We start from the raw sequence: 13,953 nt of genomic DNA on the forward strand, positions 1-13,953 counted from the left end.
CTGCTGTCCAGACTTAGCTACATCACCATTTAATCTAGGATTTTCAATACAATCTTTAATTTTATTAGTCAGCGAGTTTATATCTCCATATTTCACAATATATCCACAATTGGCTTCTTTGAATATTTCACTACATCCACATTCTTCAGTAACAATTGTCTGTGTATTGCACATTATTCCCTCAAATGGGACTAGGCCAAATATCTCATAATTTGAAGGATAAACTAAAACATCAGCATCCACATAAGCTTCTAATTTATCCCTTCCATAAAGAGAATCTATAAACAAAACTTCATCTTCAAGATTAAAATTACATGTTTGTTTCTTCAATATTGTTAAAAAACCATCATCTGGACCAACAATTACAAGTTTAGCATTATTCACTTCATGTCTCAAACTTGAAAATGCTTCTAGAAGTAAGTCAATACCCTTAATTTTGTTTAATCTTCCCAAATACAAAATTACTTTGTCGGCATCTTTCAATAAATATTTTCTTCTAAATGTCCCTTTTTTTGGTAAATCGCTATATTCTGAGATGTCAATTCCATTTGGGACGATCTCAATTTTACCTTTATCAATACCCATTTTCATTATTTGCTCTGCTTCAGTCCTAGTCAAGGCAATCAATTTGGAAGCATCATTCAATATTCTATTTCCAAAAATCCCATCAAAAATCTTCTTTAAACTCTGATTTTGGAAAAACGGTAAAACTGAACCATGGGGCTGTATCACATATGGAATATTATGTTTTTTAGCATAGTGGTGAACTATTATTGCAAGAAGCGACCTATGTTCATGAATGTGAATAATATCATAAGTTTGAATTTTTCTATTGAGTATAAATGGTAAATAATAGGGGATTGGAGGTATTTTCACAGGGAAATATTTTCTTAAATTTTCAAAATAATAAACATTCATGCCTTCTACATGTAGACATTTATTAGTTTCTACATTTATATTATTTAAACTGCGATTTGTTGTGAATATTGTTACTTCATGGCCATTAGTTGCTAAATATTTTGATATACTATAAGCGACTCTGGTCACTCCCCCAGCTTCGAAAGAAGGCTTAAAAAAATTAGTGACTTGTAATAATTTCATTTATATTCACCATTGAAATATATGCATATATTACGTCTAATGAATCCTGCATAACATTTTAAACAAAATGGAGTAACAAGCCAAAAACAACATTCAATGAATGGTAAAATTCCATATTTCTTAATTCTAGCAACATAACTGTTCAGATTACCAATTAAATATTCTTCTCCAATTTCTTCAAACCACCATTTGTTTGTGATTTTGTTATTAAAAAAAGGTTGAGATATATCAGAAACAAAATTCAATATATTCTTTTTAACATCATCTTTCGCAACTTTTGGTACAAAGTTCTCATCAATGACTACTGGAATTACTTCATAGCTTTGAATTCCATTTTCATCAAAATCAACTGAGAAAATAATAGAATCGCTTATTTTGCTCTGCGATAGTTTGGTGTCGAATTGGAAATTACCCAACGAATAAGCAATTAAGCCGTTCTTGTATTTTTCAATACCCTGAATAACATGAGGATGGTGGCCTAATATCAAAGTTGCACCAGTATCTATTAAACAATGTGCAAGATCAATTTGCTTTGGTGATGGATAAAAAACATTTTCGGTTCCCCAATGCAAAGAAACGACGACAAAGTTACATTTAGCTTTTAGGGATTTTATATCTGAAATAATTTGTTTTTCATTCAATTTAGATATACACAGCTCATTATTTTCCTTGAAACGTCCAATTGTATATCCCAGAAAACCTAACTTTATACCATTTTTCTCTAATATCAGAGATTTTGAGTTTGAGTTATTAGAATTCGTACCAATATAATTAAGATTATAATTTTCTAAAGTATTTAGTGTATTTTTAAGTCCTTCAATCCCTAAATCTAGTATATGATTATTTGCGATATTTAGAACATCAAAGTCAACATCTTTTAAATATTTCCCTTTTATTGGAGACGATTTAAGTACAACTGATTTTTTCGCTGGCTCCCCTTCATCTGAAAGAACTGTTTCTAAGTTTCCAAACAAAATATCTTTTTTTTCAAATATGGATGATACATTTCTAAATGGATGGCTATTATCTTTTATCTGTAAAGTGATGTCACCTACAGCTAGCAAAGTTACTTTTTTCATAAATACCCTTTATTCTGCTTTTACCATTTGAATTAAAAATCTGTGTTTTCCGCGTTTAGTTTTAGGAATCGAATCCACATAATTAAAAAAAACATCTATCTGGTTATGAGAGATGCTTTTAATTTTGCATGATATTTCCTTTTCATCATCAGCATTAAATTTCTCAGTCTTCACGATATTGAATACAAGTTCTCCTTTTTCCTCTTGGACTAACTGAAGTTCTTTTATATTGGAAAAAGCATTAAAATGTTGACCAAAAATCAATGCAGTAAGGGTAATTTTAGCTCCGTCTTTTGTTACTACAAAATCTTGGCTTCGTCCCTCTACTCTTTCAAGTAAAGGATATTCTCTTCCACATTCGCATTTTTTAGTGGATAATACTCCGATATCACCCATTTTATACCTGATCAAGGGCATCGCGTAATTATTAAATCCTGTTCCTACAATTTCCCCTGTTCCTGAACTAATTACTTTTCCATTCTCATCTATCAATTCAGTGATTCCATATTCTGGGAATATATGATAGTTGTTGCTAACTTCACATTCACCTGCCAGGACAACTTTTTCAGTTAATCCGTACCAGCTATATACCCGTGTGTTAAAAGTATCCTCAAGTACTTTCCTCTGCGTTGGGAATAAGTTTTCAGATCCACATAATATTGCTTTTGGATTGACTGCGTTTTGAATATTCATTTCATTCATGTTCATAGCCAGAAGAGATATTGAAGACGGATAGGCTTGAATGAATTTTGGATTGTATTCTTTTAGTTTTTTGACATAATCAGGAGTATTCTGATTATTTATGTCGTATGATGAGAAGAGCATCCATCTTCCAAATAACTGAGATTTCCAGAACGTATTGTCCTGAACTGGAACCTTATAGCCTCTGAAAATTGCACATTTATCACGGAATCTGTAACCTACTCTGTCCCATTGGGTTTTCATGAAAGCCCATTCTTTGGCATCTGTAACACCGCGTTCAAGATACAGTTCAAGCGGAGTGCCCGATGAGCCACCAGTAGTAACATGCTGAAACTGATTTGGGGAATAATTTTTGGCACAGAGATCGTTGAAGTTTGCACGTACCATATCTCTGGTTAGGAAGGGCAATTGCTGCAAATCTTTAAGTTCCTGAATGTCTTTTGGCTTCAGTCCTCTTTCGTCAAAGACTCTTGTGTAATAAGGTACATTTGTGTAGGCATGATCAAGCAATTTGGCCAGTTGTTCAAGTTGATATTCTTCTAATTGATAAGCACTCCACCATTGTGATTTCTTTAAAAGATCGTATGTTTTCTTATAAGTAAGGCTGTTTCTTACTAGAATATTAAATGCCTGGGATGCCATCCCGTTTGAAAAGATATTTGTTTTTCTTAGCATTTTTACAGCCCTGATTAAGATTACAATTTTGAAAGATTCCCTGTTTGAATGGATTCCACTGCTTTAAGAGTTGCAATCGTGGTCTTAATGTTAGATTCAATTTCCACATTTTCAGTGTGCTTTATACTTTCAAAGAACATCTCAAGCTCACTCTTATGTCCTTTCTCTGTAGCCAGTTTCTTAGCGATCTTGGTCCTCTTTCCGCCTCTTACAAGTTCAAGATTTTTGAAATCAGTGATAACCCCCACCATACCGTCTGCAAAGAATTCGGCGTGTTCTTTTGAGACAGAACTGTCGCCGTGGGTTGTGTAGATGATGGTTCCGATGGAGCCATCCTCAAATGAGAGAGTGATCGATACGTTCTCGCTGTCCTCGGGACTGTTCACTGCGGTTTCGATCTTCTTTGCAAATACTTCTGTGGGGGATGAGCCGATGATATATTGCAGGAAATCGATGAAATGGCAGCATTCTGTGATTATACGGCCACCGCCTTCGGAGGGGTCGTATATCCAGTGGTTTTGTGGGATGGACTCGGCGTTCACGCGGTAGATGGCTACCATGGGCTGGCTGCGGCTTTTGAAAAAGTCCCTGAGCTTCATGCCAAGCTCGGAGTATCGCCTGTTGAATCCGGTCATGAGCAGGCCGCCGTGTTCTTTCCATGTGGATTCTATTGCCTGCAATTCCTCTTCATTGATGGCAAGAGGCTTTTCAACAAGCACATTCTTCTTGTTCTTTAGAGCTTCAATAACGAGGGGTGCATGAAGGCTGTTGCGGGTGGCAATTATCACGCAGTTTATCTCCGGGTCGGACATGATCTTCTGATGGTCGGATGTGCAGTACTCGAAACCATATTGTTTGGCGACTGACTCCGAGCTTATCCCGCTGGCTGCTGCAAGACCTCGTAATCTTATGTCTTTGATCTTCGCGAGGTTTGGGAGGAGCGTGCTGGTCGCAAAAATGCCGGCACCTATGACACCCACAACAGGCATATCAACCTTCTGTGCAGGCTGCGAAGCTTTTAATTCGACCTTATCCTCGATTTTCTTATTGACATCATACTCAAGCAGTATTCCAAGATATGGCTGCCTGGTATTGATCACCTCATAAGCCTCTGGTGCTTTCTCAATTGGGAATTCGTGGGTGATGATCTTCTCCATGGAAAGATTACCCATGGAGAGCAGGTCTGCAAAGGCTTCCATGTTACGGTTCTCTGTCCATCTGACATAACTGGCCGGGTAATCCTGACCAAACTCCTCGTAGGTACGGTCATACCTGCCGGGACCGTATGATCTTGAAACACGCAGCTCTATCTCTTTATTATAGTAATCCTCACGGGGTATGTCCATACCCACAAGGCCGACTATGACGACCTTTCCTCTTTCCCTTGTGACCTTGCCTGCAAATTCCACAGGGTCATTGGATCTTGTAGCTGCTGCAATTATCGTTGAGTCTGCACCTATTCCTCTTGTGAACTGGAAAATGCTGTCCTCAAGTCCTGGTGAGTTCCTGGAAACTGCAATATCTGCCCCGAGAGCCTTTGCAAGCTTGACCTTGGATTCATCAAGGTCCACACCAAACACCCTACATCCGGACGCTTTCAGGATCTGCACTGTAATGAGCCCAACAAGGCCAAGGCCAATGACCACGACATTCTCACCGACCCGTACATCTGCATTCCTCACACCCTGCAGCGCAATTGCACCGACTGTTGTAAAAGAGGCATCCCTGAAATTGACATTATCTGATACCTTAACACACAGGTTCTTTGGAATGAATACCACATCAGCATGGTTTGCATAACCTGCCCCTGCACATGCAACGCGATCACCGATTTTGAAGTCTGTCACATCTTCGCTTACAGCGATCACAGTCCCGGCACTGCTGTAGCCCATAGGTTCCCTTTTCTCAAGCCTGCCCATGGCCTGCTGGAAAGCAGATATCGGACCGTCCCTCTTGGCCTTATCAATGACCTTCTTTGCAAGGTCCGGTCTTTCACGGGCCTTACCTAAAAGGGATTTTTCAGCAAGTCCCACGAGACCGGATTCTGTGCCTGCACTGATCACAGAATAATGATTCCTGACAAGAACACCACCGCTCTTTAATGTAGGTGCTGGCACCTCTTCTACTGTAAGATCACCGTTTTTGAGATTAAGAACAACCTGTTTCATGAAGCCATCACCATATCATAATTAAATTTAGAGATCGAATAACTCAAGCAGTCCAGAACCTCGGAGGTCATAAAAAGGTCCGGGAAATTGTTGTCGGGTTCAACAGTGGATGCCTCTATTCCCATCGTGGAGGCCAGGAGATCGAACAACCTGGGATTCACACCATTGGAGAACCTGCGCCTTGCAAATTGTCGGTACACACCGTAACCGAACCTGAAGCACCTGTGCTTAAGAGGATAATCGCCAATTCCGGCAGTCTTTGCAGCAGTGAGCACAGAGGACGGGAAGCTCCACATAGATGCACTTTCCCATCTGTTGACAATTCCGTTAACATTCTGTTCCAGAATAGCCAGTGCTTTGTCAGCATTTTCTGTATATTTGCTGTCCCACCTACCAGCATAAAGGAAACAGGGAACAGCGAATGCATAGGCACCGCTCAGGCAATAGGCGAACATCAAACCGCTTTTTGACCAGTTAAACCTTCCATCGGGCAATTGTGTCGATGCAAGCCAGTCTACACCTTTACGGATAAAAGGATCAAAGTCCTCGGTTTCCAGAGCATCAATGATCTTGAGTAAATAATAGAGGGTCACACCCTGATAATGGATGCATGGTATCTGCATATCATAGTGATAATTGCCTCTATTTTCATTAGTATAAGGAAAAGCGCCATTTTCAAACTGATGTTTGCAGATATGATCTGCCGTTTTTCTTGCAACATCAAGACACTCACTGTCCGAGAAGACCTTGCCATATTTTGCAAGGAATGCTCCGCAGGTAGCATCAACATTCAGGTGGTCGGCAACATATACCGAGGATTTCCTGAAATAGCCGGGAGATATCTCGTTCTTGATCACATAGTCCTTTGCAAGGTGGATAGATGGTTCTATATCCTTGTTACCGCTTCTCACAAAACCATCCAGCAAAGCCTCGCCAACAATGGCTGTTATCAACGCAGAAGGATGGTCATATTTCACGTGTATCTCATTCCACGATCCATCAACAGCCTGCTTTGAAATAAGCTGTCTTAGCAGTTTTTCAATTATCTCCGGGTGATAGCATCCATCTTTATCGTTTACTCTTAGCATGGCCTTGACACACTCGGCATTGACCCTGTTCCTTTTAATGTCATAGACCGGATCTACAGTGTAGGCCACATCATTATCTATCCTTAAATTGGGAAGAATGCCATTTGCAATAATGCCAGCTACGATCATTTGTATTCGCTCACTCTGATCCTGCATAACTGACACCTGCGATCTTGTCTGCATTTGTTTTTCTTGAAGTGATATCACAGATATTATCCTTCAAGTTCAAAGCTATCTGTTTTCTGCTGTAATGCCTCTCGACAAAAACCCGTCCCGTTTTTCCCATCCTGTCCATCCTCTCACGGTCTGACAGCATACTCAATATCGTTTCAGCAAAAGAGTCCGGGGAATTATCAGAAATGATGCCTCCTCCTGAAGATTCTGCCAGTTTGCGTATCTCTCCTTCACCTGAACCAACAAAGGGAATTCCACAGGCCATGTACTCATAGGCTTTGGTAGGCACAGCGTATTCAAGGGTCTTCAACTTTTTCAGAGGCGCAATACCGATAAGGGATTCCGATATCATCCGTGGTACCTCTTCCCTTGGCACAAGACCGGGGAAGAACACAAGATCCTCAAGGCCATTGTCAGCAACAATTCCCTGCAATTCGTTCTTTATATCTCCGTCACCCGCTATGATGAACTTCAAAGGATACGACTCATTTATCTGTTTCATTGCAAGGATCACGTTCTCAAGGTCCTGAGCATGACCTATATTACCTGCATAGATGACCTGGTTCTTTTTCTCAACCTGCAGAGGATAGAAAAAGTCTGTATCTACACCGTTGGAAACCACTTTTACTTTAAGAGGACTGATACTATCATAGGTCCTCACAATATCTTCGCCCAACTCCTGCGTAGTCACACTTATCATATCAGCCCTTGAATAACAAGCTTGTTCATACATCCGGCTTATCTTTTCAAAGAAACTCCCTTCTTTAAGAAAACCCAATGAGATAGAAGCATTGATCCACAGGTCACGAACATCCATAACCCATTTTTTCTTGAATAGTATCTTTGAAGAAAGACCCGCAAAACCTGTGAATATGGGGGGTGCAGATGTCATGATCACATCATATTTCTTATAGTTGAAAGCTGACCATAGCACGGCATGGAAAGGAAATGATAGATAATATGCCATCCTCTCGACGAAACCCGGATCTTTTGAACACGGCTGCCACGAAAGGAGATTAATAAGTTGTACACCATTAAGCATGCTTTTTTCAGAAATGCTCCACTTTTTCCCAAAGGACCCTGGAGGAAAACAGGGGTGAGGTGCTAGAACAATAACATCACAGTTATCTTTTGACAAATATTTTGTCATATCCGAGATACGGGACGAGTTACCTGATCTTTCAGGAGGGAAATGCTGTGAAACTACTAGTATTCTTAATGTCCCTTCGGACCTTTCATGAATGTTCACTCTTCTCCCCCCGTCAATTTATCTTTTTAAAATCGTTAACAAGAAGTGCCACTGAATTCAATATCATCCCCGTGAACATCCCAAAACTACCCACAAGAACAAATGTCATCGCAAGCATTGCCTTCCCCACCCAGAAGCCATTACCAGCGTTGTAGCCGTACACTGTCCAGAACCCAAGAACCAGACCAATAAATACAAAGACCAGCCCAGGCACCCCAAAATACAAGAGCGGATGCTTCCTTTCGAACTGATTGATGATAGACCCCAACACGTTCATCCCATGCTTGACAGGATTGAACGTGGACCCTTCCACATCATATCTGCAGGTGATGGGCACTTCGATGATATTGAAACCGGCGGCGGTTGCATCGTAGATCATCTCTGACTCCACGCCCATGCCGTTGTTGTTGAACTTGAAGGCAGAAAAAGTCTCTTTAGAAAAGGCACGGAAGCCGCTCTGGGAGTCGTTCAGTTTTACATTGGCGGTCATGTTGGTGGCGTGTGTTAATATTTCCTGGCCCAGGCGTCTATAATTTGGGACCTTGATAATGTGGCCTTTGAGGAACCTTGCGCCGTTGACCATGTCGGCTTTCTTCCAGAGTATAGGCTCGATAATCCTGGGAATCTCGTCGGGGTTGTGCTGGCCGTCGCCATCCAGGGTCACCAGGATGTCCACCTGCTTTGTCATAGCCCACTCAAAAGCGGTGCGAAGCGCCATGCCTTTGCCGGCATTCTTCTCGTGGCGCAGTACCGTGGCTCCCATGATCTCGGCTACACGGCAGGTATTGTCGGTGCTGCCGTCATCGATAACAAGAACTTCGTCCACATGCTGTCTTGCCCTTGCAATAACGCTGCCTATGGCTATCTCCTCGTTGAATGCAGGAATTGCAGCTACTATTGTCATTTTTCGACCACCATTTTTAATTTTTACCTGTAGTTGTCAATGCATATCTGCTCCCACGCAGGGTTTTGCAAACAATGCACACAAACTCTACAAATAACCAACCGAAGTACAAATAAGACTCTTCACATATAAAACTTTCGAAGTTTGGCTGAAAGTTCACAACTGTGCAAATAAATTTTTTATGAATGTTATTTGATGAAACTATTTAGACATACAATTGTGGGAAATAAAATTATGTGAAAAGGAAGACAATGTCAGCAGGTAAAATTTAAAAGTGGCAGTTCTCTTACTCAGTTGCGAGAGACCTCAAAAAAAGTATCACATCCTTTTTAAGATATCCCTAATATTATGAGTACAAATGCTCCCCTTCGCACACATAGGAATAGCCATTGCACTTTTCTACATCGCAAGCCTGGCCTTCCCTAAGGTCCGCCCTCATATCGACTACAGGTATGTAATCGTGGGCTCCATGCTTCCTGACATCATCGACAAGACGGTTGGCATGATACTCTTTGCAGATACCTTCGCCAACGGGAGGATCTTTGCACATGCACTGCTCTTTGTTGTGGTGCTGGGAGCGGCAGGGTACTATTTCTATACCCGAAAAGGCGACCACAGGTTGCTCACTCTGGCAGCAGGGAGCCTGATACATCAGCTGCTTGACAGCATGTGGAAGACCCCTGTGACCTTCCTGTGGCCCTTGTTGGGATGGGAGTTCAAAAGACTGGAAGAGTACGGCTCCTTCTGGCAGTTTCTGCAGGGAGTCTACGGACATCTTGGGGACATCGGGAATCCTCAAATGCTTTCCCTCTTCATGACCGAGCTCCTGGGGCTTGCGGTAATAATGGTCTTTGGGGTCGGTTATCTGAGGAAGAAGATCAGGTAGCAAAAGATCAGTTGTTAAGTCTGTTAGGTCTTTGGACAGACAATTTTATATAAGTTGTAGTCAGAAATTTGATGTATAACTTGTCTCATAATGCAATGTATTGAGCGTATAGACATCGTACTGGGTGCAGTAAGCCCGCTCCGGGCATGTAATCCTTTTTTGTAATGTAATCGTCTCGTTTTGATAGCTCTCAATGCTGCCGAAGAAAAATAAGGCAACATATGGAGGAGAGAAAAGTAAAGGACAGGATATGTAAAAAGCAAAGCTTTTATTCGGTCTGTCATTTTTTAAAACCTTCAGGCATGTCGGGCTATACGAGCATCTCATGCTTTTTGGCGGCTGCGTCCAGCTCGTCCCGGAAGGCGGAATAATCCTGGTATCCGAAGTAGAGCATCCTGTACTTGCCGCAGTACATGCCTCCTCCGTCCTGTGTGCATGTGAAAGCATCGCTGCTGGCGTACTCACACTCATGGTAGTATCTGCACATCATGCCTGTATCCCATGTATAGTATCTGTATTATAATATAATATTAACTCCATGTTATGCCGTCCCTGTGCATGTAGCCAAGAGGTGCAGCAAGGTAATATTGAAAGAGGAACGACGCAACCGCCACGCTGCAGGAGGCACGGTCCGCCATCACTGTAAAACAGATTTCACCGCCGCACAGGAGCATTGAGCATTTGCTATCCGGTAAACAGAGTTAAAGAAGGAAACGATACCGTTCACGAACAGTTGACGACGCTACAGAATCCAGATTCCCGTTTACTTAACTCAGCCATTAACGGCCCTTTATATAGTTTTTTAACAAACCTTAAATATGCCCAACGAACCTCTATATAAGGGATAAGAAAACTCTTACAGGCTTCAGGTTATGCCCTAGGATAAGTGGTGATGGTAAATATGTTGGTTACTATATTTCCAAAAAGTTTTCTTTTCGGGGGTATCCGCCCCTGAAGCTGGCCATCGTCCTGGGCACCCGCCCGGAGATAATCACGATGTGTCCCGTGATTCGTGAATGCGAGAGTCGCGGGCTGGGTTTCTATATACTGCATACGGGGCAGCATTATTCCTTCGAGATGGACCGCGTGTTCTTTGAGGAGTTAAAGCTGCCAGCTCCAAAGTATAACATGGACGTGGGCTCGGGGTTGCACGGCGAGCAGACCGGCAAGATGCTGGCTGGCATTGAACGGGTGCTTCTGGAAGATACACCAGATGTCGTGCTGGTGCAGGGCGATACCAACACCGTGCTGGCCGGCGCGTTAGCCGCCTCTAAGCTGCATATCAAAGTGGGACACATCGAAGCAGGCCTGCGAAGCTTTGACAGGACCATGCCCGAGGAGACGAACCGCATCGTTGCCGACCACATTTCAGATTATCTTTTTGCACCCACCGAGAACTCAAAGAAATATTTACTTGCTGAGGGCATTCCTGAGGAGAGGATCTTCGTTACTGGCAATACTGTCGCGGACGCCGTGTACCAGAACCTGGAGATCTCAAAGCAAAGCAGGAAGACATTGGAACGTTTCGTCCTTAAGGAAGGGGGTTACTTCCTTACAACGGTTCACGGGGCAGAAAACACTGACAAAAAGGAACGTCTTGCAGGCATACTTGCAGGCTTTGAGCAAATATATGCAGAATTCAGCCTGCCAATTATCTTCCCAGCCCACCCGAGAACCGTGAAGATGATACGGGAATTCGGCCTTCAGGTTCCCGAGGGCCCGCAGGTCATTGATCCCGTGGGCTACCTCGATTTCCTGCAGCTGGAAGGCTCTGCAAAGCTGATACTCACAGATAGCGGAGGCCTTCAGGAGGAAGCCTGTATCCTGGGTGTGCCGTGCGTTACGCTGAGGGATAATACGGAGCGTCCGGAGACAGTTGAGGTGGGGGCGAATGTGGTGTGTGGTGATAAGAGCGTTATCGGGTGTGTAAAACAGATGATGCAGGTTGGAAAGGGGTGGAAGAATCCTTATGAGGATGCGGGGGAGAGAATATTTTATGCAATATAACAGTATAGACTCAATTATCGAGATATGATTTTTTTTTAAATATAAAATTTTACTATATTTTTACGCATTGTGTGAGAACTCAACAAAAAGTTATGGAGTTCAATGTTAAATGATAGATATTATAAAAAAATATTATAAAGAACCGTTATATCGCAACTCCATCGTCCTTATACTGAACTCAGCCTTCGGCTCACTCTTTGGACTTCTGTTCTGGATCGTAGCTGCTCGTACAGTATCTTCTGAAGACATCGGACTTGCAACAGCGGCGATATCAGCTGCAGCACTTATCCTGGCACTCTCAATGTTTGGATTGGACCAGGGACTTGTAAGATATCTACCCGAAGTAAAGGAGAAAAACAGTTTCTATAGTTCAATTGTCATACTGACTCTTGCATTTTCCTTAACTATAAGTGGAGTATTCCTAATAGGTATTAATGTCTTTTCACCTGTACTTTCGTTCATTAGAGAGAGTTGGTTTTTACTTGCATTCCTCGCATATATTTTTGTAACTTCTATACATTCCATACAAAATATAGCGTTTATTGCTATCCGGAGAGCAGATTTGAGTATGACGCTTAATCTGTTGCTCGGAATGCGTGTTCCTGCACTCCTTTTTCTTGCTCCTTTCGGAGTTATTGGCGTGTTTTCTGCATTTGGAGTAGCTTATTTAGTTACATTATTAGTAGGCCTTTTTATATTGTATAGATATGGGCTATCAATTACAAGAAACTTTGATATCACATCAATTAAAAAGATACTAAAATTCTCCTTAGGGAATTATTCAGCAGGCATATTCAGTATGGCACCTGTAACAATAATTCCAATCATGATTTTGAATACCATTGGTGCTAAAGAAGGAGCGTACTTTTATATAGCTTATTCAATTGCTTCACTTCTTTTCGTTATTCCTACTGCTGTTTCAACATCTCTTTTCGTAGAGGGATCTCATAATCTCCCCTTGAAAGAGAATGTCTTAAAATCAGTTAAATTAATTTTCATACTTTTAATTCCTGCACTTATAATTATTTTCCTTTTTGGAGATAAGATACTTCTATTATTTAGTAGAGAATATTCTGATAAATCATTCGAGATGCTTCAGTTACTTGCTATTTCAAGTATTTTTTCAGCTGTGATTTCAATCTATATTTCTATCAAGAAAATACAGAAAGATGTCAGTATGGTCAATTATGTGAATTTCGTGCTCTCAATATTGATAATTGGAATTGGATATGCAGCTCTTTTGAAATATGGATTATTAGGAGTGGGGTATGCATGGTTAGGAGCTAATGCACTAATATGTGCAATGTTAGTGGGATTGATAAAGTTTAAAGAAAAATGGCTTTAGAGATGGAGCATTTATATGTGCCAGGTTGAGTTTAAATGTTGTTCTATAGTACTCCAGTTTTGCTGTAAATTTCTAGAACCTACATAAGTCCTTAATCTTCCATAGAACCTGTTTCGAAACTTCTTTTTCTCTCTTTATTGGACATATGAAACAATTGGATGGCTTTCATACATGTTGTTTATTTTCAACAAGAAAGATACTAAGTGTATATAAATGGAGTTTTGAAACAATCTCATTGAGAACTTATCATCATGGTAAGCGGAATCCCGAAGTGATTCCATAATCCTGTTCCATACACCTTCCTATGACTACCTTCTCAACCTTCTCCATGGTGTAATACCAGAACCATAACACGGTGGCAGATCTTGCCACCTGCAACCTGTAGCCAAGACAAAGAGAATGCCATTGATGACCGTACGGTCATCAACTCTCTCTGTCGGGTAAGTCGGGAGGATTGCTCCTCCTTTCTCCCCTAAGAACGGTGCGTGAAGGTTTCCCTTCACACCGCTCAAGCATCTCATAACCTTTTCAGGCAGCGGTTATTTTCGGATTGTTGGCATGATATTGTCTATGAC

General features: G+C 41.4%; 11 protein-coding genes and 1 pseudogene. 3 read left to right on the forward strand and 9 right to left on the reverse strand.

The window, feature by feature from the left end; all coding sequences use genetic code 11:
- The 7 genes from Q8J68_RS04025 to Q8J68_RS04055 all read right to left on the reverse strand — a co-directional run.
- Positions 1–1,101, reverse strand: a 1,101-nt coding sequence (locus Q8J68_RS04025; protein ID WP_305310262.1) for a glycosyltransferase, incomplete at its 3' end; no start/stop codon positions are given.
- Positions 1,098–2,180: a CapA family protein gene (locus Q8J68_RS04030; protein WP_305310263.1), complete on the reverse strand. Its 1,083-nt coding sequence runs from the start codon at positions 2,178–2,180 to the stop codon at positions 1,098–1,100. The genes Q8J68_RS04025 and Q8J68_RS04030, both read right to left, overlap by 4 nt.
- A 9-nt stretch (positions 2,181–2,189) precedes the next feature.
- Positions 2,190–3,557 carry a phenylacetate--CoA ligase family protein gene (locus Q8J68_RS04035; RefSeq protein ID WP_305310264.1) on the reverse strand — a complete coding sequence of 456 codons (1,368 nt, stop codon included), beginning with the start codon at positions 3,555–3,557 and terminating at the stop codon, positions 2,190–2,192.
- 20 nt (positions 3,558–3,577) lie between these two features.
- Complete coding sequence (locus Q8J68_RS04040) at positions 3,578–5,725, reverse strand: bi-domain-containing oxidoreductase (RefSeq protein ID WP_305310265.1); 2,148 nt, start codon at positions 5,723–5,725, stop codon at positions 3,578–3,580.
- Positions 5,722–6,969, reverse strand: coding sequence for a prenyltransferase/squalene oxidase repeat-containing protein (locus tag Q8J68_RS04045; protein WP_305310266.1), 1,248 nt, complete (start codon positions 6,967–6,969; stop codon positions 5,722–5,724). The genes Q8J68_RS04040 and Q8J68_RS04045 overlap by 4 nt, the downstream gene beginning before the upstream one ends.
- Entirely contained in the window at positions 6,953–8,236 is a 1,284-nt protein-coding gene (locus Q8J68_RS04050) for a glycosyltransferase family 4 protein (protein WP_305310267.1), read from the reverse strand. Before Q8J68_RS04050 ends, Q8J68_RS04045 begins: the two co-directional genes overlap by 17 nt.
- 13 nt (positions 8,237–8,249) lie before the next feature.
- Positions 8,250–9,140, reverse strand: coding sequence for a glycosyltransferase family 2 protein (locus tag Q8J68_RS04055; RefSeq protein WP_305310268.1), 891 nt, complete (start codon positions 9,138–9,140; stop codon positions 8,250–8,252).
- A gap of 358 nt (positions 9,141–9,498) precedes the next feature.
- On the opposite strand from Q8J68_RS04055, the gene Q8J68_RS04060 reads away from it, so the two are divergent.
- Complete coding sequence (locus tag Q8J68_RS04060) at positions 9,499–10,026, forward strand: metal-dependent hydrolase (protein ID WP_305310269.1); 528 nt, start codon at positions 9,499–9,501, stop codon at positions 10,024–10,026.
- Positions 10,027–10,336: 310 nt separating this feature from the next.
- On the opposite strand, the gene Q8J68_RS04065 is transcribed toward Q8J68_RS04060, so the two are convergent.
- Positions 10,337–10,516 (reverse strand): hypothetical protein, encoded by a 180-nt coding sequence (locus Q8J68_RS04065; RefSeq protein WP_305310270.1) that lies wholly within the window; start codon positions 10,514–10,516, stop codon positions 10,337–10,339.
- Between the two features lie 473 nt (positions 10,517–10,989).
- Between Q8J68_RS04065 and wecB the strand changes: the two genes are divergently transcribed.
- Positions 10,990–12,033 carry a non-hydrolyzing UDP-N-acetylglucosamine 2-epimerase gene (wecB, locus tag Q8J68_RS04070; protein ID WP_305310272.1) on the forward strand — a complete coding sequence of 348 codons (1,044 nt, stop codon included), beginning with the start codon at positions 10,990–10,992 and terminating at the stop codon, positions 12,031–12,033.
- Between the two features lie 109 nt (positions 12,034–12,142).
- Positions 12,143–13,378 carry an oligosaccharide flippase family protein gene (locus Q8J68_RS04075; RefSeq protein WP_305310271.1) on the forward strand — a complete coding sequence of 412 codons (1,236 nt, stop codon included), beginning with the start codon at positions 12,143–12,145 and terminating at the stop codon, positions 13,376–13,378.
- A gap of 314 nt (positions 13,379–13,692) precedes the next feature.
- On the opposite strand, the pseudogene Q8J68_RS14950 reads toward Q8J68_RS04075, so the two are convergent.
- Positions 13,693–13,899 (reverse strand): annotated as a pseudogene (locus Q8J68_RS14950) (transposase); the annotation flags it as partial.
- Between the last annotated feature and the right edge of the window lie 54 nt (positions 13,900–13,953).

The sequence above is a fragment of the Methanolobus sp. genome (genome assembly GCF_030682845.1).
Classification (GTDB): Archaea; Halobacteriota; Methanosarcinia; order Methanosarcinales; family Methanosarcinaceae; genus Methanolobus.